Annotated in this window: 16 protein-coding genes and 1 pseudogene; 11 read left to right on the top strand and 6 right to left on the bottom strand. The window is 73.7% G+C overall.

The features are described from left to right. Positions 1-51 precede the first annotated feature (51 nt). Positions 52-1,209 carry a damage-control phosphatase ARMT1 family protein gene (locus tag AB0M11_RS01155; protein WP_365700004.1) on the top strand — a complete coding sequence of 386 codons (1,158 nt, stop codon included), beginning with the start codon at positions 52-54 and terminating at the stop codon, positions 1,207-1,209. Between the two features lie 336 nt (positions 1,210-1,545). After that, positions 1,546-3,708, top strand: coding sequence for a germacradienol/geosmin synthase Cyc2 (cyc2, locus tag AB0M11_RS01150; RefSeq protein WP_365700002.1), 2,163 nt, complete (start codon positions 1,546-1,548; stop codon positions 3,706-3,708). A gap of 4 nt (positions 3,709-3,712) precedes the next feature. On the opposite strand, the gene AB0M11_RS01145 is transcribed toward cyc2, so the two are convergent. After that, complete coding sequence (locus AB0M11_RS01145; RefSeq protein WP_365700000.1) at positions 3,713-4,561, bottom strand: hypothetical protein; 849 nt, start codon at positions 4,559-4,561, stop codon at positions 3,713-3,715. 177 nt (positions 4,562-4,738) lie between these two features. Between AB0M11_RS01145 and AB0M11_RS01140 the strand changes: the two genes are divergently transcribed. From AB0M11_RS01140 to AB0M11_RS01130, 3 genes are all read left to right on the top strand, one after another. Then, on the top strand, positions 4,739-5,299 hold the full coding sequence (locus tag AB0M11_RS01140) for a PDZ domain-containing protein (RefSeq protein ID WP_365699998.1): 561 nt from the start codon (positions 4,739-4,741) through the stop codon (positions 5,297-5,299). Between the two features lie 204 nt (positions 5,300-5,503). Then, on the top strand, positions 5,504-6,631 hold the full coding sequence (locus AB0M11_RS01135) for an aminopeptidase P family protein (protein ID WP_365699996.1): 1,128 nt from the start codon (positions 5,504-5,506) through the stop codon (positions 6,629-6,631). 62 nt (positions 6,632-6,693) lie between these two features. Beyond that, positions 6,694-7,641: an aminoglycoside phosphotransferase family protein gene (locus tag AB0M11_RS01130; RefSeq protein ID WP_365699994.1), complete on the top strand. Its 948-nt coding sequence runs from the start codon at positions 6,694-6,696 to the stop codon at positions 7,639-7,641. A gap of 169 nt (positions 7,642-7,810) precedes the next feature. Here AB0M11_RS01130 and treZ read toward each other — a convergent pair whose 3' ends face one another. Beyond that, positions 7,811-9,556 carry a malto-oligosyltrehalose trehalohydrolase gene (treZ, locus tag AB0M11_RS01125; RefSeq protein WP_365699992.1) on the bottom strand — a complete coding sequence of 582 codons (1,746 nt, stop codon included), beginning with the start codon at positions 9,554-9,556 and terminating at the stop codon, positions 7,811-7,813. Between the two features lie 175 nt (positions 9,557-9,731). Between treZ and AB0M11_RS01120 the strand changes: the two genes are divergently transcribed. The 3 genes from AB0M11_RS01120 (at position 9,732) to AB0M11_RS01110 (ending at position 12,204) form a co-directional block, all read left to right on the top strand. Then, a complete protein-coding gene (locus AB0M11_RS01120; protein ID WP_365699990.1) occupies positions 9,732-10,283 on the top strand; it encodes a DUF1707 and FHA domain-containing protein in 552 nt (183 codons plus the stop codon). 191 nt (positions 10,284-10,474) lie between these two features. Then, positions 10,475-11,791: a M14 family zinc carboxypeptidase gene (locus AB0M11_RS01115; RefSeq protein ID WP_365700320.1), complete on the top strand. Its 1,317-nt coding sequence runs from the start codon at positions 10,475-10,477 to the stop codon at positions 11,789-11,791. Then, positions 11,788-12,204, top strand: coding sequence for an SSI family serine proteinase inhibitor (locus tag AB0M11_RS01110; protein WP_365699988.1), 417 nt, complete (start codon positions 11,788-11,790; stop codon positions 12,202-12,204). Before AB0M11_RS01115 ends, AB0M11_RS01110 begins: the two co-directional genes overlap by 4 nt. Positions 12,205-12,393: 189 nt before the next feature. On the opposite strand, the gene AB0M11_RS01105 is transcribed toward AB0M11_RS01110, so the two are convergent. The 3 genes from AB0M11_RS01105 to glgX all read right to left on the bottom strand — a co-directional run bounded on the left by AB0M11_RS01105 (position 12,394) and on the right by glgX (position 18,575). Continuing rightward, on the bottom strand, positions 12,394-13,644 hold the full coding sequence (locus AB0M11_RS01105; RefSeq protein WP_365699987.1) for a M14 family zinc carboxypeptidase: 1,251 nt from the start codon (positions 13,642-13,644) through the stop codon (positions 12,394-12,396). Between the two features lie 304 nt (positions 13,645-13,948). Then, the gene (gene treY / locus AB0M11_RS01100; RefSeq protein ID WP_365699985.1) at positions 13,949-16,309 is read right to left on the bottom strand and encodes a malto-oligosyltrehalose synthase; all 2,361 of its coding nucleotides are present in this window, start codon (positions 16,307-16,309) and stop codon (positions 13,949-13,951) included. Between the two features lie 157 nt (positions 16,310-16,466). Further along, the gene (glgX, locus tag AB0M11_RS01095) at positions 16,467-18,575 is read right to left on the bottom strand and encodes a glycogen debranching protein GlgX (RefSeq protein WP_365699983.1); all 2,109 of its coding nucleotides are present in this window, start codon (positions 18,573-18,575) and stop codon (positions 16,467-16,469) included. Between the two features lie 236 nt (positions 18,576-18,811). Between glgX and AB0M11_RS01090 the strand changes: the two are divergent. From AB0M11_RS01090 to AB0M11_RS01080, 3 genes and pseudogenes are all read left to right on the top strand, one after another. Continuing rightward, a pseudogene (locus AB0M11_RS01090) lies at positions 18,812-19,000 on the top strand (copper amine oxidase); the annotation flags it as partial. A gap of 102 nt (positions 19,001-19,102) precedes the next feature. Further along, a complete protein-coding gene (locus tag AB0M11_RS01085) occupies positions 19,103-20,344 on the top strand; it encodes an SAV2148 family HEPN domain-containing protein (RefSeq protein WP_365699981.1) in 1,242 nt (413 codons plus the stop codon). A gap of 115 nt (positions 20,345-20,459) precedes the next feature. Next, on the top strand, positions 20,460-21,179 hold the full coding sequence (locus tag AB0M11_RS01080; protein WP_365699979.1) for a 3'-5' exonuclease: 720 nt from the start codon (positions 20,460-20,462) through the stop codon (positions 21,177-21,179). 121 nt (positions 21,180-21,300) lie between these two features. Here AB0M11_RS01080 and AB0M11_RS01075 read toward each other — a convergent pair whose 3' ends face one another. After that, entirely contained in the window at positions 21,301-22,164 is an 864-nt protein-coding gene (locus tag AB0M11_RS01075; protein WP_365699977.1) for an aminoglycoside phosphotransferase family protein, read from the bottom strand. Positions 22,165-22,362 lie beyond the last annotated feature (198 nt).

Below are 22,362 nucleotides of genomic sequence, written 5' to 3'. Positions count from 1 at the left end.
ACCGCCCAGCGGGGCGGCGGAGCCGGGCGGCCCGCGCGATAGCGTGGCGCCATGTCCGACTCCGCCGCCGCACCCGTGATCCTCGGCACCACCGGCCCGTTCCCGCGCAGCGTGCTGGCCGAACGGCACCCCGCGATCATCCGTCAGGTACGCGACGCCTTCCCGTACGGCCCCGCCCAGCACCGCGCCCTCGACGCGCTGCTGCACAACTGCACCGAGGGCACCATCGAACCCCTGCCCGGCGACGCGGACGGCTGGCGGGGCTGGGGCTTGGACGCCTACACCGGCCGGTCCTGGTTCGACGTGCCGTGGCTGTGGTCCGAGAGCTACTTCTACCGCCGGCTCCTGGACGCCGTCGGCTACTTCGCCCCCGGGCCCTGGCGGGGGATCGACCCGTTCCGTCCGTTCAAACTCGCCGAACTCGACGCCAAGGAGACCGACGAGGAGCTGGCCGCGCTCGACGACCTCGGCGACGACCCGGACCGGGCCCTGCTGCACGGCTCGCTCTGGGGCAACCGCGCCGACCTGGGCTTCCGGCTCTCGGCCGCGGAGTCCGGCGAGGCCGTGGCCGCCCTGGTCGCCGACGACAGCGCCGAACTGTGGCCGCTGCTCCACGGCGGCACCCTGTGCCTGGTCGCCGACAACGCGGGCCGCGAGCTCGTCCCCGACCTGCTGCTGATCGCCCACCTGCTGGAGACCGGCCGCATCGCTCGCGCCGTCCTGCACGTCAAGCCCTACCCGTACTACGTCTCCGACGCCACGACCGCCGACGTGCTCGACGCCCTGCGCAGACTCACCGCGGCCCCGGGCGCCGCCGCCGGGTACGGCCGTGCTCTCTGGTCGGCGATGACCGACGGCCGCCTCGCCGTGCGCGCCCATCCCTTCTCCTGCGCCCCGCTGCCGTACGCCGAGATGCCCGGGGACCTGCGCGCCGAGTTCGCCGCCGCCGCGCTGACCCTCTTCAAGGGCGACCTCAACTACCGCCGCCTGGTGGGCGACCGGCTCTGGCCGCCGACCACGCCGTTCGCCGACGTCACCGCCTGGTTCCCGGGCCCGGTGGCCGCGCTGCGCACCCTCAAGTCCGATGTGATCACCGGGCTTTCCGCCGGCACCGAGGCAGCCCTGGACGCGGCCGAGCCGGAACACTGGCGCACGGCCGGCACGCACGCCCTGATCCAGGTCAACCCGCACCCCGCGGCAGCGGTTTGAGTCCATTGGCGGAGTTCGGCCGACTCGCCCGGGGGGGGCGAACGCCGGTGGAGCCGGTGGGGCCGGTGAAGGGCCTCAGGGCGGGCGGCGCGCGCGGGCAGGGCGCGCGGGGCCTGGGCCGGGCGGAGTGGGCGCCCGGGCGGTCCTGCGGCCGGTCCCCGCAGGACACCTGCCGGTGCGGCGCCGGGCGGCCACGCCGGGCGGACCACGGCGAAAACCGCCGCCGAACGCCACGCGGACCGGCCCGAGTTGCGGCATTCCGCCCCGGTTCACGCGATGGTGTGATCATGCGCCCTGGGGTGGATGCTGTGCGCGGCGCGCGGGTAGGGCCCGGCCATGACGCAGCCGTTCGAACTCCCGCACTTCTACATGCCGTATCCCGCGCGGCTCAACCCGCATCTGGCGGAGGCCCGCGCCCACTCCACCGAGTGGGCCCGCGCGATGGGCATGCTGGAGGGCTCCGGGATCTGGACCCAGGCCGACCTGGAGGCACACGACTACGGCCTGCTGTGCGGCTACACCCACCCGGACTGCGACGGTCCCGCCCTCTCGCTGATCACCGACTGGTACGTGTGGGTGTTCTTCTTCGACGACCACTTCCTGGACATGTACAAGCGCACCCAGGACCGCGCCGCCGGCAAGGCCCACCTCGACCGCCTCCCGCTGTTCATGCCGCTCGACCTCGCGACGCCCGTGCCTGAGCCGCGAAACCCGGTCGAGGCGGGCCTCGCCGACCTGTGGGCGCGCACGGTCCCGTCGATGTCGGTCGACTGGCGGCGCCGCTTCGGGGTCGCCACCGAGCACCTGCTGAACGAGTCGATGTGGGAGCTGTCCAACATCAACGAGGGCCGGATCGCCAACCCCGTCGAGTACATCGAGATGCGCCGCAAGGTCGGCGGCGCCCCCTGGTCCGCGGGGCTGGTCGAGTACGCGACGGCCGAGGTGCCCGCGGCCGTCGCCGGCACGCGGCCGCTGCGGGTGCTGACGGAGACCTTCGCCGACGCCGTCCACCTGCGCAACGACCTCTTCTCCTACCAGCGCGAGGTGGAGGACGAGGGCGAGAACAGCAACGGCGTGCTGGTCCTGGAGACCTTCTTCGGCTGCACCACCCAGGAGGCCGCCGACACGGTCAACGACATCCTCACCTCCCGCCTGCACCAGTTCGAGCACACCGCCCTCACCGAGGTCCCCGCCATCGCCGCCGAGAAGGGCCTCACCCCCGACCAGGCCGCCGCGATCGCCGCCTACACCAAGGGCCTGCAGGACTGGCAGTCCGGCGGCCACGAATGGCACCTGCGCTCCAGCCGCTACATGAACCAGGGCGCCCTCCCCTCCACCCCGTGGCAGCAGCTCACCGGCCCCGGCACCTCCGCCGCGGACGTCGGCGCCCTGCTCGCCGCGGCGGCCGCGGAGCGCCTGCGCGCCTACTCCCACGTGCCCTTCCAGCAGGTCGGCCCCTCCCTCCTGCCCGACTTCCACATGCCGTACGAGGTCGAGATCAACCCGCGTCTCGACGCCGCCCGGCCCCGGCTGACCGCCTGGATGCACAGCACCGGCATGCTCTCCGAGGGTGTCTGGGACGAGGACCGGCTCGCCGCCTCCGACCTCGCGCTCTGCGCTGCGGGACTCGACCCCGACGCCACCGGCGAGGAACTCGACCTCAGCGCCCAGTGGCTGGCCTGGGGCACCTACGCCGACGACTACTACCCCCGCTGCTTCGGCACCCGGCGCGACCTGGCCGGCGCCCGGCTCGCCACGGCCCGCCTCTCGGCCTGCATGCCGCTCGCCGGCGAGCCCGTGCCGGTACCGGCCACCGGCATGGAGCGCGGCCTGGCCGACCTGTGGGCCCGCACCACCACCGGGATGAGCCCCGAGGACCGGGTCGCCCTCAAGGAGTCCGTCGACAGGATGACCGAGAGCTGGCTCTGGGAGCTGTCCAACCAGCTCCAGCACCGCATCCCCGACCCGGTCGACTACCTGGAGATGCGCCGGGCCACCTTCGGCTCCGACCTCACCCTGAGCCTGGCCCGCCACGGCCACGGTCCCGCCGTCCCGCCGGAGGTGTACCGCAGCGGCCCGGTGCGCTCCCTGGAGAACGCGGCCATCGACTACGGCATGCTCGTCAACGACGTGTTCTCCTACCAGAAGGAGATCCAGTACGAGGGCGAGCTGCACAACGCCATCCTCGTCGTCCAGAACTTCTTCGGTGTCGACTACCCGACCGCGCTCCATGTCGTCCACGACCTGACGACCCAGCGGATGCAGCAGTTCGAACACGTGGTGGCGAACGAACTCCCGCTGGTCCATGACGACTTCGCGCTCACGGCCGAGGCGCGCGAGGCCATGGACGCCTATGTCCGCGACCTGCGCAACTGGATGGCCGGCATCCTGAACTGGCATCAGCACGTCGACCGCTACCGAGCGGACCACCTCGCCCGCCGGACCCACGGCTTCCTCCCGGACCGCCCGGCACTCGCGCCGTCGCTGCCGGTCGGCTGACCGCTCAGCGCGCGGGCCCCCGTTGCAGACGGGCGTGCAGGCCCCGGGCCCGCTCGGCCTGGGGCAGGTCGCCCAGCCGCTCGAACTCCTCGGCCAGCCAGGGCAGCGGCGACAGGTCGAGCTCCTTCCTGCTGCCCGGCCGGAGCAGTGAGCTCTGGTCCATGGACATCTCGTCCAGCCGGCGGATCAGCGCGACCCGGGCGAGCTCGGTCATCCCCTGCTCGGCCGCCAGCCGGATCCAGGTCGACAGCGGTTCGTCGGCCGGGTCGCCGGGGACCTCGTGCCGCACCGAGTCCCACAGGGGCGGCCGGGGGTGCGGGTCGAGCAGGTCGTAGGCGCAGCCCTCCTCCGCGTTCAACAGGAGGAAGTCGGGCTCGGTGCGCAGCAGGGCGGTGTGCAGCATGCCGAGCAGTTCCACGGGGGAGCGGTCGGACAGGCCCAGGGCGGCACGGAGTTCGGCCCGCTCGGCGTCGATGCCGTAGTACTCCCTCATCTCCTCCTCGATCCCGGTCACGCGCGCGAGGATCGCCGCCTCGCCGTCCGCCGGCGTCAGGTGCAGGCAGTCGCGCCAGCCCGGCAGGCCGATCAGTATCTCCAGCGCCTCGTCGACGGACGACCCCAGTGTCCCGGCCGAGCCTTCCGAGTCCGCGTACAGCAACGAGCCGTCCGCGCACACGAAGTACGTGCCGCCGGTGTCGCAGCCCGCCACCGCCTCCAGAGAGGCCCCGGAGGCCAGGCGGACCGGCTCGGCATGGCCGTCGGCGGCCCGGTCCAGGTCGAAGTTGAAGGGGAACGCCGCCAGTTCGGCCAGACGGCGGTGCTGCCGGAGCAGCCGCAGGCAGTGATCGGTCATGTCACAGAACGTAACAGCCACCACTGACAACGGCTCCGGATCACGGCAGGGCCAGCCGCTCCGCAGCAGGGGCGGGCGAGAGGTGAGGCTTCCCGCCGCCGCCCCACCGTCAGTCTCACTCGTTCGAGTCTCGTCGCGCCCGCGTGCGCCGGGTAGGGCTCGGGGCGGAGGCGAACCATGGAACAGATCGCATTGCGTCCCAAGCCGATTCCCGGTCAGGACCGCGGGGACGGCGACGGCCCCCTGTCCGATCCCGCCCGGCGCCCGCACGCCGCGCGCCGCCGCGGCAGCCGGGTCAGGACCCTGCTGTCCGGCACCCTCGTGGGCACGGTCCTGCTGCTGTCCGGGGTGGGGCTCGGCACGGTGGGCGCCACCGTGATCGGCATGAGCAGACTCGCGGAACTGCGGCAGCAGGCCCCGCCGACGACACCGGGCACCGCACTCCCGGCCACCCCGGCGCCCTCGCCGCAGGCCGCCGCGACCCTGGGCGTGGAGGCCGTGGACGCCGAGAAGGTGGGCGCGCTGGTGGTGGGCGTCCATGTGCCGGGGCCCGGCTACACGGCGGGGCTGGTCAGGGGCGACGTGCTGCTCCAGTTCGGCGACACCCGGATCGACAGCGCGGCCGACCTGGTCCGGGCAGTGGCCCACGCCCACCCGGGCAAGGAGGCCAAGCTCACCGTCCGGCACGCGAGCGGGGGGTACCAGCAGCTGACGGTGGTTCCCGGCGTCGTGACGTGACCGACCCAGCGGCAGGGGCGCGGGGCGGCATCGAGATGCGGCTCCGCCGCGTGGGCGCGATCAGCCCCCGCACGCCTGTACCGGCGGCCCCACCGCACGTCACAACGGCGGCTCTGCCCAAACCGGCTCGCGCGGCCACGCCGCACCCGGCAGGATGCATGCCAAGGCCGATACAGCTCCGTCACGCGTGCAAGGAGGCCATGGATGACCGGCACCGCCGCCGCGCCCTTCACCGCCGGCGACTACCGGGCCCGTATGACGCGCGCGGCGCACTCCGCCGCGGACGCCGGCCTCGCCGGCCTGCTCATCGCCCCCGGGCCCGACATGGTGTGGCTCACCGGCTACACCCCCACCGCCGTCACCGAACGGCTCACCCTCCTCGTCCTGACCCCCGGCCGGGACCCCGTGCTGATCGTCCCCACCCTGGAGGCACCGGACGCCGAGAAGGCCACCGGCGCGGCCGTGCTGACCCTGCGGGACTGGACCGACGGCACGGACCCCTACGCCGTGACCGCCGAGCTGCTCGGCAGGGACGGCCGGTTCGGGGTCAGTGACAACGCCTGGGCCATGCACCTGCTGGGGCTGCAGAAGGCGCTTCCCGACACCTCCTACGCCGCTCTCACCGACGCGCTGCCCATGCTCCGCGCCGTGAAGGACACCGCCGAGCTCGAACTCCTCGCCGCCGCAGGAGCGGCCGCCGACGCGGCCTTCGAGGAGATCCGCAAGGTTCCCTTCGCCGGCCGTCGCGAGTCCGACCTCGGCCACGACCTCGCCGACCTGCTGCGCCGCTTCGGCCACGAACAGGTCGACTTCACCATCGTCGGCTCCGGCCCCAACGGCGCCAATCCGCACCACGAGGTCGGCGACCGGGTCGTCCGGGACGGCGACATGGTCGTCCTCGACTTCGGCGGCCTCAAGGACGGCTACGGCTCCGACACCACCCGCACCGTGCACGTGGGCCCCCCGACCGCCGAGGAGCGCGAGGTGCACGACATCGTGCGCGCCGCCCAGGAGGCCGGCTTCCGGGCGGTACGCCCCGGTGCCGCCTGCCAGGAGGTCGACCGGGCCGCCCGCGCGGTCATCACCGACGCCGGGTACGGCGAGTTCTTCATCCATCGCACCGGGCACGGCATCGGCGTCACCACGCACGAACCGCCGTACATGATCGAGGGCGAGCAGCAGCCGCTCGTGCCCGGGATGTGCTTCTCCGTGGAGCCCGGCGTCTACCTGCCCGGCCGCTTCGGCGTGCGGATCGAGGACATCGTCACGGTGACCGGGGACGGCGGCCGTCGTTTCAACAACACCACCCGCGAGATGGTCGTCGTGGGCTGACCGGTCCGGCCCGCCACCTCCTGCTCGCCCCTATCCGACCCCGAACGGCAACGGCGCGATCCATGACCCAGCCACCGACTCCCACCGCGGACACCGTCCGCCGACTGGTCCGCTCGCTGCTCAAGGAGAGCGCGGACGACAGCTCGGGCCCCGAGGTACGGCCCGTCGCGGCGGGCGGAGAGCACTCGACCTGGTGGGTCGGCACCCGCCACGTGCTGCGCCTCGCCCCCGACCGGGACGCCGCCGTCCGCCAGCGCCGCGAACTGCGCCTGCGCGACCTGATGCGGCCGCACCTGCCGGTCGCCGTCCCGGCCGGCGTGGCGCACGGCGAGTGGGCACCGGGGCTGACGTACACGCTGGACACGGTGATCCCCGGTGGTACGGCCGAGGAGCACGACGTCTCCGCGGTCGGCGAGGCGGACCTGGCCGGGCTGCTCACCGGACTGCGTGAGGTGCCGGTACGGCAGGCCGAGACGCTGGGCGTGCCGCGCACCCCGCCGCGTTCCCTGGAGGCGCTGCGCCGGATGGCCGTGCCGGCCGCCCAACGCCTCGCCGCGGCGGACGAGTTCGACCCCGCCCGGCTGCTCCAGCTGACCCCGCCGGGCGCCGCCCAGCTCGCCGCCCAGCCCGGTACCGCCGTGCTGGTCCACCACGACCTCAAGGGCGAGCACCTGGTGGTCAGCGCCGACGGCAGGGTGCGCGGTGTCCTCGACTGGACCGACGCGGCGGTGGGCGACCCCGCCGAGGACATCGCCGGGCTCGCCCTCGCGGTCGGCTCCGGCGCCGCCGTCCGCGCGGCCACCCTGGCAGGCTACGGCGCCCGCCCCTGCCTGCGCGGCCTGTGGCTGGCCCGCTGCGACACCGTCATCCGCCTCACCGACCGCCTCGAAGGCCGCGACGACAGCCCACTGCCGCTGCTGCGCACCCAGCTCAGGCGCGCCTGGGAGGCCATCCTGCTGGAACGGGCGACGGAGCTGCGCGAGGACGCGAAGGACGACGACGAACTGTAGACCCGCGCGCGCGTGCCCGCGGTTCGCCCCGTCGCCGACCACACGCGCGTGCGCCACCCCGGTCCGTGCGTCACTCCGCCCCGTACCGCGGCGCCTCCGGCCCGGTGGCCCGCGTCGTGCGTCTTGCTTCGCGCTCGCGCGTGCCCGCCGGCGCCCGCCCCGGGTCCGCTCACGCCTGCGTCAGCACCACGCACGACTCGCCCGGCACGTGCAGGACCCCGTCGGTGTCCGGTGCCGCCACGGGGTCCCACGCGGCCAGTACCTCCACGACTCCGGTGCCCAGGGGGATCGCCGCCGGCTCCTTGCCCAGGTTCACCGCCACCCGCACGTCCCCACGCCGGAACGCCAGCCAGCGTGCCGCCTCGTCGTAGGCCACCTTGGTGTCGGCGAGGTCGGGGTCGGTGAGGTCCGGCTGTTCGCGGCGCAGGGCGAGGAGCCGGCGGTACCAGGCCAGCACGCGCGCGTGCGGTTCGCGTTCCGGCTCGGACCAGTCCAGGCAGGACCGCTCCCGGGTCGCCGGGTCCTGCGGGTCGGGCACGTCCTCCTCGGCCCAGCCGTGCGCCGCGAACTCCCGTCGCCTGCCCCGCCGTACGGCCTCCGCCAGGTCCGGGTCCGTGTGGTCGGTGAAGAACTGCCAGGGGGTGCCGGCCGCCCACTCCTCGCCCATGAAGAGCATCGGCGTGAAGGGCGCGGTCAGGGCCACGGTGGCGGCGCAGGCCAGCAGGCCGGGGGAGAGGGCCGCCGAAAGCCGGTCGCCCTGGGCGCGGTTGCCGACCTGGTCGTGGGTCTGGGTGTAGCCGAGCAGCCGGTGTCCGGCCACCCGCGCGCGGTCCAGCGGTCGGCCGTGCCGGCGGCCGCGGAAGCTGGAGTAGGTGCCGTCATGGAAGAAGCCGCCGGTGAGCGTCTTGGCGAGGGCGGCGAGCGGGGCGCGGGCGAAGTCGGCGTAGTAGCCCTGGGACTCGCCGGTCAGCGCGGTGTGCAGGGCGTGGTGGAAGTCGTCGTTCCACTGCGCGTCCAGACCGAACCCGTGCTCCTCGCGGGGAGTGACGACCCGCGGGTCGTTCAGGTCGGACTCGCCGATCAGGAACAGCGGCCGGCCCGACTCGGCCGCCAGTTTGGCCACGGCCGCCGACAGCTCCTCCAGGAAGTGGCACGCGCGCGTGTCGCACAACGCGTGCACCGCGTCCAGCCGCAGCCCGTCGATCCGGTAGTCACGCAGCCAGGCCAGGGCGCTGCCCAGCAGGTACGCGCGCACCTCGTCCGACCCGGGCGCGTCCAGGTTGACCGCGGCGCCCCAGGGCGTCTGGTGCGCCTCGGTGAAGTACGGCCCGAACGCGGGCAGGTAGTTGCCGGACGGTCCGAGGTGGTTGTGCACCACGTCCAGGACGACGCCGAGGCCCAGCTCGTGAGCCCGGTCGACAAACCGTTTCAGCGACTCGGGGCCGCCGTACGGCTCGTGCACCGCCCACAGCGAGACCCCCTCGTATCCCCAGCCGTGCCGACCGGGGAACGGGCACAGCGGCATCAACTCCACGTGGGTGACGCCCAGTTCCCGCAGGTGGTCGAGGCGGGCGGCGGCCGCGTCCAGGGTGCCCTCGGGGGTGTACGTGCCCACGTGCAGCTCGTAGAGCACCGCGCCCGGCAGCGCCCGCCCCGGCCAGGCGGCCCGCCAGGTGTGACGGGTGTGGTCCACGACGGCGCTGAGCCCGTCCGGGCCGTCCGGCTGCCGGCGCGAACGCGGGTCGGGCAGCACGGGGCCGTCGCCCAGGGCGAACCCGTAGCGCGTGCCGTCCTCGGCGTCCGCCTCCCCGGTCCACCAGCCGGGCCGCGTCCGGTCGCGCTCCAACGCGATCGCGGTGCCGTCGCAATGGAGCGTCACACGGTCTGTCTGCGGTGCCCACACCTCGAACTGCACGGACGGTCCCCTTCGTCTGGCTCCTCGTGAGGTAGTGCGTCCATCGTGCCGTGAAAGAGATCAGTCCGCTTTTGAATCCCGGCTTTCCGGGCGGGTGTCGTCGTACGTACGCGCGCGTGACGGCCGTTTTCCCGTTTTCTGGACACCCGGAGTTCACTGACTCAGAATCGGCAGCGTGACGTCGTCCTTCGAGTTCCACACCTACCCCGCGCGGCTGTCCGACGCGGAACGTGACAAGGCACTGAGCGTGCTGCGCGACGGCGTCGCCATGGGACGGCTGTCGCACGACACGTTCGTGCGCCGCATGGAGCTGGCGCTCGCCGCCCGCCGCGCCGAGGAACTCGCCGCGCTCACCGCCGACCTGCCCCAGGAGAGCCGCTTCGCGCGCGTGCTCTTCGGCACCGTCGAGGCCGTCTCCGGCTTCACCGTACGGCTGCGCCGGGCGTGGCAGGCAGAGCGGCTGCCCAAGCTGCTGCTGCCGCACCCGGGCAACGGCCACCCGTTGCGCATCGGCCGCGACCCCGCCAACGGCCTGCGGCTCAACCACGAGACGGTCTCCCGGGTGCACGCCGAACTCCGTCACCAGGGCGGTGTGTGGATCCTGCGGGACCTCGGCTCCACCAACGGCACCACCGTGAACGGCCGCCGGGTGACCGGCGCCGCCGTCGTCCGCGAGGGCGACCAGGTCGCCTTCGGCCGGACGGTCTTCCGGCTCGCGAGCGACTGACCCCGGGCAGGCCCACCCCGGCCCCCCGGACGTCTTCCGCGCGGTGGCCGAAAAACGGTTGTCCGTCGTGGTGTTGACGTACCCCTCAAGTCGTGACTGACTGTGCGTAGGCCGTGCACAGCATGTGAACCGACACCGCATCGTGGAGGTGTGACCTGCCGCCCCTCCTCCGCTATCCGACCGTCGACGAGCTGGCCTCGTGGGCGGCCGCGCTGGTCGTCGGCCACCCCCGGGACGCCCGGCTGCGCAGGGTAGGCGTCTCCCGCGCCGGGACACCGATGTGGCTGCTTTCCATCGGTCACGGCACCCGCCACGTCCTGGTCGTCGCGGGCCCGCACGCCAACGAACCCGTCGGCGGCGCCACCGCGCTGCGCCTCGCCGACCGGGTCCTCACCGACCCGCGGCTCACGGAGGACGCCGACGTCACCTGGAACCTGCTGCTGTGCCTGGACCCCGACGGCTCCCGCCGCAACGAGGGCTGGCTGGCCGGGCCGTACACCCTGGGCCACTACTTCCGGAACTTCTTCCGGCCCGGCTTCCTGGAACAGCCCGAGTGGCTGCCCGACGGGGCGCAGGCCGCCGCGCTGCCCGAGACCCGGGCCCTGCTCGACCTCCAGGACGAGCTGCGGCCCTTCCTGCAGTGCTCGCTGCACGGCGTCGACGTCGGCGGCGGCTTCGTCGAGCTGACCCGTGACCTGCCGGGCCTCGACCGGCGCCTCGCGCACACCGCGACCCGGCTCGGCATCCCCCGCGAACTGGGCGCGTACGACACCCTGTACTGGCCCGTGCTGGGCGCGGCCGTCTACCGCGTCCCGCCGCCCCGCCGCGCCGACCTCGCCGCCGCCCTCACCGAGGCCGCCGTCGAGTCCACCTGGTACCACCCGTACCGGCACGGCACCGTCACCGCCATCGTCGAGGCGCCCATGTGGGGCGTGGCCGCCGTCCAGGACGGCACACCGCCTGCCGACCGGGACGCGGCGCTGCGCTCGGTCAGCCGGACCCTGCGGCGCGACACCGCCCTCCTGGACGGCGTCCTGGCCCGGGTCCGGCCGCAGCTGGCCACGGCGCCGGACGCCGCCCGGCTGTTCGCGCCGGTCGACGACTACCTGCTGGTCTGCCCCGGTCTGGCCGAGGCCTGGGATCCCGACACGGACGCCGGCAGCGCCCGCCCGCTGCCCCCGCTCAGCTCCGCCCACCTGGCCGCCCTGCGCCTCGCCGGGCGCCGGCTGGCCCTGCGCGCCGCCGGGCTGCTGCACCAGCTCCTGCGCAGCACCGGCCACGACCCCGCCGCCGCCCTGCCCGACCTGGACCGGCTGATCGACACCTGGTGCGCGGACTTCCACGACGCCCTCGGCGCGCGCTGGATCCCGGTCGCACGCCAGGCCGAGTACCAGACCCGCGTGGTCCTGAGCGCGTTCGAACTCGCGCACCGCCGCACGCGCGGGCTTGCCCGATCGGGTGAGACGGGCTGGGGGACCGAGCCGGTCGTGCCGATGCACGGGGAATGACGCATCTCAGCAAAGCGACAGCGGCCGCCGGTGCCCTGCTGGCGGCCGCTACCCTGCTTCTCGCCGGGCCGGCCCAGGCCGCGCCGGGCGGGACGCACGACGGCGACTACCTCTACCTGGCCGTCACCAAGGGCGACAGCCGGTCCAGCGACACGCGCGGCACGCTGCTGCTGTGCGACCCGCCCCAGGGGCACTCCCGCGCGGCCGAGGCCTGCGCCGCCCTCGACGCGGTGGGCGGTGACATCACCCGTGTCGCACCGGTCGAGGGCGCGATGTGCCCGATGGTCTACGCCCCGGTGACCGCCCAGGCGCGCGGGCAGTGGAACGGCCGGCCGATCGAGTACCGCGAGACGTTCCCGAACTCCTGCCAACTGTTGGCCCGGACCGGCCCGGTCTTCGCCCTCGACGGCTGAGCGGGGTCGGCGATGCGTGCGGCCCCCGGACACGCCGGTGGCCGCACCACCCCGCCCGCGCCCCGCCCGCGCTCCGTCCGCAGGGCGTCCTCGCGTAGCCCTCGCGCAGCCCTCGCTCCGTCGGCATGGTGCCCTCGCGCCGTCCGGGCTCCGTCGTCACGCCGTCCTCGCGCTGCCCTCCGATCGTCCTCATGCCGCCTGTTCACGCGCGTGCTGCGCGGCCGCGAGCACCGTCCGGGACTGATGTTCCACCTGGCGCTCCAACGGCACCCAGCGGGCCTGGAAGCGCTCCGCGTAGGCCTGGCACCAGCAGGCCACCAGTTCCTCCAGCCGCGGCGCCGCGCGGTCGTCCGCCTCCCGCAGCACGCGCAGCAGCATCGACGCGGCTCGTAACGGCAGCCGCCGTCCGAAGGCGTCCACGCTGCCGATGTACGCCATGGTCGTGTCGACCGGCGGCCGCTGGATCCAGTCCTCGGCAAGCCCCGGGATCAGCCCCATCGCCCAGCGGGCCGCGCGCAGCAGCGGCCCGTCCGGGCCGTCCAGCCGGGGCAGCGCCTCGGCCAGCACCCGCTCCACCTCACCTGAGTCCCGCAGCAGCCGGTGTGCCAGCCTGCGCATCGCCGCCGCCGGCGCCGGGTGCGGAGCCGGGTCGTCGACCAGGTCGCTCGCCCACATCGGCACCTCGACCACCGCCGTCAGACCGCCGTAACGATGCGCGTGGTACCAGGTGCTGTGCCGCGCGTCGTCCGGCATGCTCGGGTAGGCCACCCCCGTCTCCGGACCGGGCATGACCCGGACGCCGGGTCCGGAGTGCGGCCAGCCCGCGGCGTCCGAGGCGCCCGTCTCCACCGGGATGTGCAGTTCCGCCGCCGACTTGGCGAACGGCTCGGCCAGCCCCGGTACGTCCCTGGTCAGCTGCACCCAGCTGCCGCCCAGGTCGGTGCCGTGCAGGGTCACCTGGAGGTAGGGGCGCAGTTCGTCGATCACCCCGAGCAGGGCGACGGTCTCCGGCGGCAGCCTGTCCGGCGGCAGCACCGAAGGCGACCACTCCGGCTGCTCGGGGCCCGCCGGGCGGTAGAAGCCGAGGTGGTAGTCGAACAGGCTGCGCGGGGCCGGGGTGATGTGCAGGCTCGCCCCGTCCGGGTCCGCGCACAGCAGGAAGTGCCAGGAGGTGTCCGCCCGCAGCGCCTGTTCGTGCAGCACCCGTTCGGCCAGTGAGAGGAGGGTGCCGCCCCCCGTCGGCTCGTTGGCGTGTGCGCCCGCGACGACCAGCACCGCCCGCCGGGCGTGCCCGACGGAGAGCAGGTGCAGCGGTCTGCCCCCGCGGGAGAGGCCGATCTGCCGCAGCGTGCACAGGCCGGGCCGGTCAGCGGCCAGCGCCCGGGCGGTCGCGACGAGTTCGGGAACACTGGGGTAACGCAGCTCCGGCAGGAGACTCACCCCCGACTTGTCCGCCCGGCTTCGCATTCCCCAGTCCCGCACGGCATAGGTGAACTGTCAAGAACCTGCCGGGGGAGGCTCCAGGGGGCGCCCGGAGGCATGTGCTGTCGTCCGCCGGGGCCGGTGGGCGCGGATGGGGGTGCGAAGTCACTACGGGGCGCGGAACCGCTCCACGCGCCGATAACGGACGCGGCCCGCGTCCGTCGAGTTTCAGCAAACCTCCGAATGGGCCTCATATTCACTCGTACGAGTGAATATGCCGTCCCTGTGCAGCCGTTTCCAGCCGATTTCGTTCAGTTTTCGTTCAGTCCGCGTCGGCCCCGTCTTCCACCCGCTCCAGCAGCGCCACCGGCAGCCCCTCGAACAGCTCGCCCACCGGCACGTGTCCCGTGAACCGGCGCCCCGGCGCCAGCACGTCGGCCCACCGCCCCGGCGGCAGCGCCAGCACCGTGTCCCGCCAGCCGCCCGCCTCGGCCAGCCGCAGCGACAGCCGGGTCACCGCCGTGACCACCCGGCCGGACCGGGTGAACGCCAGGCAGTGCGCCGCGGCCGGCCCCGCGGCCGTCAGCGGCGCGTACGACGCCGTCTCGCCGAAGGCGTCCGGACGCCGTGCCCGCAGCCGCAGCGCCGCTGCCGTGACCGCGTCCTTCTCGCCCGGGTGTGCCGGCGGGAAGGAGACCGGCCGCCGGTTGTCCGGGTCCACCAGCGCCCGGTACTCGCCCTCCGTGCCCTGGTACACGTCCGGCACCCCCGGCATGGTCAGCTGGACCAGAGCCGTCCCCAGCACGTTCGCCCGGACGTGCAGCTCCAGCTCGGCCCGGAAGGCCGCCACGCGCTCTCCTGGCACCCCGCACGGCCCCGCCGCGACGAACGACACCACCGCCTCCTCGTACGGCGGCTCCTGCTCCGTCCAGCTCGTGTACAGGCCCGCCTCCCGCACATGCTTCACCAGCGCCCCGCGCACCCGCTCGGGGGCCGCCGGACCGAGCCCGAACACCGTCTGCCAGGCCGCCCAGGCCAGCTGCGCGTCCGGCACCCCCTCCGCGTCCCGCGTCACCTCGGTCAGCACCTCCGCCCAGCGCTCCGGGCACTCCGTCAGCACCGCCAGCGCGGCCCGCACGTCCGCGCTGCGCTTGGTGTCGTGCGTCGTCACCACCGTCCCGGTGAGCGGCCAGTCGCGCTGCACGCGCGCGCAGTATGCGTGAAAGGCGTCCGGGGACACCCCCGGGCTGCCCGGGTCCCCGCCGACCTCGGTCGCCGCCAGCAGCGGCACGTAGCGGTAGAACGCCGTGTCCTCCACCGACTTGGCCCGCAACGCCGAGGCGGTCTGCGCGAACCGCGTCCGGAACTCCGCGACCTCCGGCCCGTCCCCCGCCAGGAGCAGTCCGCGCACCACGTCGACCGCGCCGCCCTCCTCGGGCACCACGAAGGCGCGCCGGGCCTCCCCGGCGGCCTCCTCGGTCACCACGGCGGCCACGTCACCGGAGGCGTACGGCCGGTACACCCGCATCCGCACCAGCAGCTCCTCCAGCGCGGTGCGCAGCGCCCAGGGCGCCCGGTCGCGCAATGCGGGATCCGCCGACGCCGTGCACGCGCGCGTGGCCGCCCGGGTCAGCCGGTCCGTCTCGGCCGCCAGCTCGTGGGTGATCACCTTGTACGCGGCCCGCCGGACCGTCGCCGCCCAGTCGCCGCCGCGGTCCGTCTGCGGGGCCGCGAACTCGCGGTACTGCTGGAGCAGTTCACCGGCGCCCGCGGGGTCCGTGAACAGGCCGTCCACCTGCCGCAGGGCGTCGTACCCGGTGGTTCCGGCGACCGGCCAGGCGGCCGGCAGCCGCTCGCCGTCGGCCAGGATCTTCTCCACGACCGTCCACCGCCCGCCGGTCGCCCGGTGCAGCCGTGCGAGGTAGCCGTCGGGGTCGGCGAGGCCGTCGGGATGGTCCACGCGCAGTCCGTCCACCACGCCCTCGTGCAGCAGCTGGAGGATCTTGGCGTGGGTGGCGTCGAACACCTCCGGGTCCTCCACCCGCACCCCGATCAGCTCCGAGATGCTGAAGAAGCGCCGGTAGTTCAGCTCGGTGCGGGCCAGCCGCCACCACACCGGGCGGTACCACTGGGCGTCCAGCAGCTCCGGCAGCGGGAGCTCCGCGGTGCCCTCGCGGAGCGGGAAGGCGTGCTCGTGGTAGCGCAGCACGTCACCGTCGACCGCCAGCTCCCCGAGCACCTCGCCGACCGGGCCGCCCAGCACCGGCACCAGCAGCTGACCGCCCTGCGCCTCCCAGTCGATGTCGAACCAGCGCGCGTACGGCGACTTCGGGCCCTCCCGGAGCACCTCCCACAGGGCGTGATTGTGCCGGGGGGACATCGCCATGTGGTTCGGCACGATGTCCACGACGAGGCCGAGACCGTGCTCCCGCGCGGTGCGCGACAGGGCGCGGAGCCCCTCCTCGCCGCCGAGTTCCTCGCGCACGCGCGCGTGGTCGACGACGTCGTAGCCGTGCGTGGAGCCGGGGACGGCCTCCAGGACCGGGGAGAGATGCAGGTGGGAGACGCCGAGCGAGGCCAGGTACGGCACGGCCGAGGCAGCCGCCGAGAAGGGGAAGCCGGGCTGGAGCTGGAGTCGGTAGGTGGCCGTGGGCGGGGCGGTGGAGGTTCGCACAGCTGTCATGGGAACCACGTACCCGCCCCGTCGCGTTCTCTGTCACCGGGCAGGGCGGAGCGCCCCCGAAGGGGCGCGGTGCCGCGTCCGGCAGCGGCCGCGCCGCGGGGCGCGACCGGCTCCCACCGGTCCGCGCCGGCCCCACGGTCCGTCGGAGCACGCATCCCTAGGCCGGCCTCTTCAGCACGGCCAGACTCCGGCCCACCAGTGTCAGCCGTGCCCCCGCGTCCACCTTCGGCCCGGCCGGCACCCCCTCGGCGTGCGCCGTGTCGACCACCACCTCCCACTGCAGGCCGTGATTGACCGGCACCACGAACTCCAGCGGCTCCGGCGACGCGTTGAACATCAGCAGGAACGAGTCGTCGGCGATGCGCTCCCCGCGCGGGCCCGGTTCCGAGATCGCGTTGCCGTTGAGGAACACCGTGAGGGCCGACGCGGGCGCGGAGTCCCAGTCGCGCTGGGCCATCTCGTGGCCCTCCGGGGTGAACCAGGCGATGTCGGAGAGCTCGTCGTGGGTGCCCTCCACCGGGCGGCCGTGGAAGAAGCGGCGGCGCCGGAAGACCGGGTGCTCCTTGCGCAGCCGCGCCATCGCGCGCGTGAAGGCGAGCAGCTCGCTGTCGTCCCCGGGGGCCGGCCAGTCCACCCAGGACAGCTCGTTGTCCTGGCAGTAGGCGTTGTTGTTGCCCTGCTGGGTGCGGGCGAACTCGTCGCCGTGGCTGATCATCGGCACGCCCTGGGACAGCATCAGCGTGGCGATGAAGTTCCGCATCTGGCGCTCGCGCAGTTCGAGGATCCCCGGGTCGTCGGTGTGCCCCTCCACACCGCAGTTCCACGAGCGGTTGTGGCTCTCGCCGTCCCGGTTGTCCTCGCCGTTGGCCTCGTTGTGCTTGTCGTTGTAGGCCACCAGGTCGTGCAGCGTGAAACCGTCGTGGCAGGTGACGAAGTTGATGGAGGCCAGCGGGCGGCGGCCGTCGTCCTGGTAGAGGTCGGAGGAACCGGTCAGCCGGGACGCGAACTCGGCCAGCGCGCGCGGCTCGCCGCGCCACAGGTCGCGCACGGTGTCCCGGTACTTGCCGTTCCACTCGGTCCACAACGGCGGGAAGTTGCCCACCTGGTAGCCGCCCTCGCCGACGTCCCAGGGCTCGGCGATCAGCTTCACCTGGGAGACGACCGGGTCCTGCTGCACCAGGTCGAAGAACGACGACAGCCGGTCCACCTCGTGGAACTGCCGGGCCAGGGTCGCCGCGAGGTCGAAGCGGAAGCCGTCGACGTGCATCTCGGTCACCCAGTAGCGCAGCGAGTCCATGATCATCTGGAGGACGTGCGGGGACCGCATCAGCAGCGAGTTGCCGGTGCCGGTGGTGTCCATGTAGTAGCGCGGGTCGTCGGTCAGACGGTAGTAGGACGGGTTGTCCAGGCCGCGGAAGGACAGCGTGGGGCCCAGGTGGTTGCCCTCGGCGGTGTGGTTGTAGACCACGTCGAGGATCACCTCGATCCCGGCCTCGTGCAGCGCCCGGACCGCCGACTTGAACTCCAGGACCTGCTGGCCGCGGTCGCCCCAGGAGGCGTAGGTGTTGTGCGGGGCGAAGAAGCCGATGGTGTTGTAGCCCCAGTAGTTGTTGAGGTCCATGTCGACCAGCCGGTGGTCGTTCACGAACTGGTGGACGGGCATCAGCTCCAGGGCGGTGACGCCCAGCTCGGTCAGGTGGTCTATGACGGCCGGGTGCGCCAGGCCCGCGTAGGTGCCGCGCAGTTCCTCCGGCAGGCCGGGGTGGCGCATGGTCAGGCCCTTCACATGGGCCTCGTAGATCACCGTGCGGTGGTACTCGGTGCGCGGCCGACGGTCGTCGCCCCAGTCGAAGTACGGGTTGATCACCACCGACGCCATGGTGTGCGGTGCCGAGTCCAGGTCGTTGCGCCGGTCGGGGTCGCCGAAGTGGTAGCCGTACACCTCCTCGCCCCAGCGCACCGACCCGCTGACCGCTTTCGCGTACGGGTCGAGCAGCAGCTTCGCCGAGTTGCAGCGCAGCCCGCGCCCGGGATCGTACGGGCCGTGCACCCGGAAGCCGTACCGCTGCCCCGGCATCACGCCCGGCAGGTACGCGTGCCGTACGAAGGCGTCGCTCTCCCGCAGTTCCACCGCCGTCTCCGAGCCGTCGTCGTGCAGCAGACACAGCTCCACTCGGTCCGCGGCCTCCGTGAAGACCGCGAAGTTGGTCCCGGCGCCGTCGTACGTGGCGCCGAGCGGATATGCCTCTCCAGGCCAGACCTGCATGAAGTCGACTCTTCCAGGTGGGTCCTGCGCCCGGGGGCGCCTTGGTCATGAGTCTGCCCGAAAGTAATGGAACCCCTCCTGACTTAGGCCCCTGTTGTCCGGCGACCAGTGCACACAGCGGCCCCCCGGACCGTCGACGTGGACACCGGCGGGATCGCGCGGACCACCGGCCGCACGGGCGCCCGGCCGGCCGTGCTCGGCGCGTGCGGAGAAGACCGCTGCGTGCGGCTCTTCGGCAGCCCCTCACCGGCCCCGTGGCCTGGGTGAACGCCGGATTCCACCACGTCGCGCGCGCCGAGGACCAGCAGCCGGTGCCGGTCCACCGGCAGGGCTTCTCCGTCGCCCCGCGCGACGTCACCGCCATGAACCCGCTCACGCCGGCCGCCCTCGCTGATCAGAACGGACATCGCGGAAACGGTAGTTGAGAAACGACCTGTCCATCCGGCTGCACCGCCGACCACTCCCGGAGTACCCTTCCTTGATCGTTGGCTTGGGGAGAGCTCGGGGGAGCGGAAGGCGGTGCACGGGTGGGCTCGGGAGGCCTGGAGCTGCCCCCTGGTGACGAGGGTCACGAGGGGAACTCCACAGACGTCCCGCCCGGCGCGGTGTCCCTGGCCCGGCCGATGGACGCCACCGGCTCCATCGGGCCGGAGCTGGAGTGGGACGCCGACGCCTGGCTGGAGGTGCGTACGCGCGCCCAGCGGGCCGGCCGGGCCTACATCTGGCTGAACCTCGTCGAACAGCGGATGCGCGCGGTCGTGGCCGCCGTGCTGCGCCCCATCTACGAACCCGTCCACGGTGACGAGTGGGTGGTCGCCGCGGCCGGCCCGGCCGGGCAGGAGTGGGTCCAGCGGGCGGTCGCGGTCCGCGAGGTCAGCCGCCGCAAGGGCTACCTGCTCGACCCCGCCGACGACAACGTGCTCAGCTTCCTCACCCTGCCCCAGCTGCGCGAGCTGATGGTGCAGCACTGGCCGTGCTTCGAGCCGTACTTCGACGAGCGCCGGGACGTCGAACTCGCCCTGGACGAGCTGGAGGTGACCCGCAACGTCGTCTCCCGCAACCGGGCGCTGTCCGGGGCCGTCCTGGACCAGGCCGAGCGCGCCTCGGCCCGGCTCCTGGAGATGCTCGGCGCGGGCGGCGACGTGCCCTCGGCGCGCCGGCTCCCCGTGGACGCGGTGGAGGACCTCGTCGGCGACCGCTACGCGGACGTCGTCGCCGTCCACCCCGACCGGGTCCGCCTCATGCGCCAGTTCCCGGCCGAGGACCTGTTCGGCGGCGCCCGCCGCCTGGACGCCATCGGCATCGGCCTCAACCTGCTCGTGCAGAACTTCTCCGGCCGTCGCCTGGTCCGCCTCGCCGAGACCGGCTGCCGGGTCCGCCTCCTCTTCCTCAACCCCGCGTCCAGCGCGGTCAAGCGCCGCGAACGCGAACTCGGGATGAAACGTGGCGAACTGGCGCGCTCGGTCGAGATGAACATCCTCCACATGCGCCGGGTCCGCTCCCGGCTGCGCGACCCCGGCGCCTTCCAGATCCAGGTGTACGACGACACCCCCCGCTTCTCCGCCTACCTGGTGGACGGCGACGGCGCGGACGGCGTCGCCGTCGTCCAGTCCTACCTGCGCGGGGCGCGGGGGATGGAGTCGCCCGTGCTGGTGCTCCGCAACAGCGGCAAGGTGGTCAAGTCGGACGACGTCGTGGAAACGGGACTCTTCCCCACGTACCGCGAGGAGTTCGAGATGGCTTGGGCGGATTCGCGCCCGGTGTCCTGACGTGCGGGTGCGACACCGGTGCGCCGGTAAGCGGAACGCGGTCGTCTGATTGTCAGTGGCGCATGCGAGGGTGGAGACCACTGGGGGAAAGCACCACCAAGAAGGGGGGCCGCCCATGGGCTGGCACCAGGAGCTCCTGATCGGCTTCGACCTGGAGACGACGGGTACGGATCCGCGCGAGGCACGGATCGTCACGGGGGCCGTGATCGAGGTCAGGGCCGGGCGGGAGCTGGGCCGCCGCGAGTGGCTGGCGGACCCGGGCGTGGAGATCCCGGCCGACGCGGTGGCCGTGCACGGCATCAGCAACGAGCGTGCGGCGGCCGAGGGCAGACCGGCCGACCAGGTGGCGGACGCCCTCGCGGACGTCCTCACCGGCTACTGGAAGACCGGCGTCCCGGTCGTCGCCTACAACGCGACCTTCGACCTCACCCTGCTCTCGGCGGAGCTGCGTCGCCACGGTCTGCCGTCCCTCTCCGACCGCCTCGGCGGCCTCGACCCCGCGCCGGTCGTCGACCCGTACACCATCGACCGCTGGGTCGACCGCTACCGCCGCGGCAAGCGCAACCTGGAAGCGGTCTGCGCCGAGTACGGCATCACTCTCGCCGCCGCCCACAACGCCTCGGCCGACGCCCTCGCCGCGGCGCGCCTGGCCGGTGCGATAGCCGAGCGCCACCCGAAGATCGCGGCGCTGGGTCCGGCGGAGCTGCACCGGCGCCAGGTGGAGTGGTACGCGCAGTGGGCGGCGGACTTCCAGCAGTTCTTGCGGCGCAAGGGGGAGGCCGACGCGGTGGTGGACGGGGCGTGGCCGTTGCGGGAGCTTGTCGACGCCGTCTGAGTACCGGCGTACGTGGTTCGCTTGCCGCGGGCCGGTGGGGGCTGGTCGCGCAGTTCCTCCCCCAGCCTTCGGCCGGGGGTACCCCCAGCGCCCCTTCGGAGCGCTCCTCGGCAGGGGGTCGTCAGAAGGGGTACCACCTCACCGACTCGTCGCCCTCGCGCAGCGACGTGACCCGGCGTTCGAACTCGGCCAGGGCCTTCGGGTTGCTCGGGGCGTGCTGGGCCGCCCAGGCGCAGCTCGCCGTTTCGCGGGCGCCGCGCAGCACGCCGCACCCCTCCCACTCGCGCACATCCCATCCGTAGGCCTCGGTGAACGAGTCGTACGCCTCGGCGGGCAGCCCGTACCGGTCCCGGGACAGGGCCATCACCACCAGGTCGTGCTCGCGCAGGTCCGCGGAGAAGGTCTCCAGGTCGACCAGGACCGGGCCGTCCGGGCCGACGTGCACATTGCGGGGGAGTGCGTCGCCGTGGATCGGCCCCGGTGCCAGGCGGGGCGTCAGCGCGGCCGCTGCCGCCGCGAAGCCGTCCCGGCGCTCGCGCAGATACGCCGCGTCGGCGGGGTCGATCGCATCCCCGGCCAGCCGGAGCCAGCGCTCCACACCGCCCAGCAGCTCGCGGGACGGCAACGCGAAGGGGGGAGCGGGCAGTGCGTGCACGATCCGCAGCAGCTCGGCCAGATCCCGCGGTTCGGCCGGCCGCACCGGATCCGGCAGCCGGTGCCACACCGTCACCGGATGGCCCTCGACGAGCCGTGCCTTCGGTTCGGCGGCCCGTACGGCCGGTACGTCCGCCTCCGCCAGCCACCCGGCGATCTCCAGCTCACGCCGGGCCCGGTCGAGGAGTTCCGCGTCCCGGCCGACCTTCACCACCAGGTCCCCGGCGGCGAACACCGCGTTCTCGCCCAGGGCCAGCAGCGGGGCGTCGGCCGCCGCGCCGGGCAGCACGTCCGCCGCGGCCAGTACGTCCCGCGCCCTTGCCTCGTCCATCGCCCGCCTCCGTGTCCGTGCGCGAAGCCCGCGCACCCGTGGCTGTGCGGGTGCACACGGCGTCGTCTTCTCGCCATCCGGCGTCAGTCTCGCATCCACCCTTCTGTCCGGGCCGGGTGCACGGTTCTTCGGGGCCGGGGTGGATGCCCGCTCCGCGTAGCGGGGCAGGGGACGCGGGGGTGCCGCCCCGGGGCGGGC

The organism is Streptomyces sp. NPDC051987, assembly GCF_040680735.1.
Lineage (GTDB): Bacteria > Actinomycetota > Actinomycetes > Streptomycetales > Streptomycetaceae > Streptomyces.
Note: the sequence above shows the minus strand (reverse complement) of the source record. Positions and strands in the feature narration are given on the sequence as shown.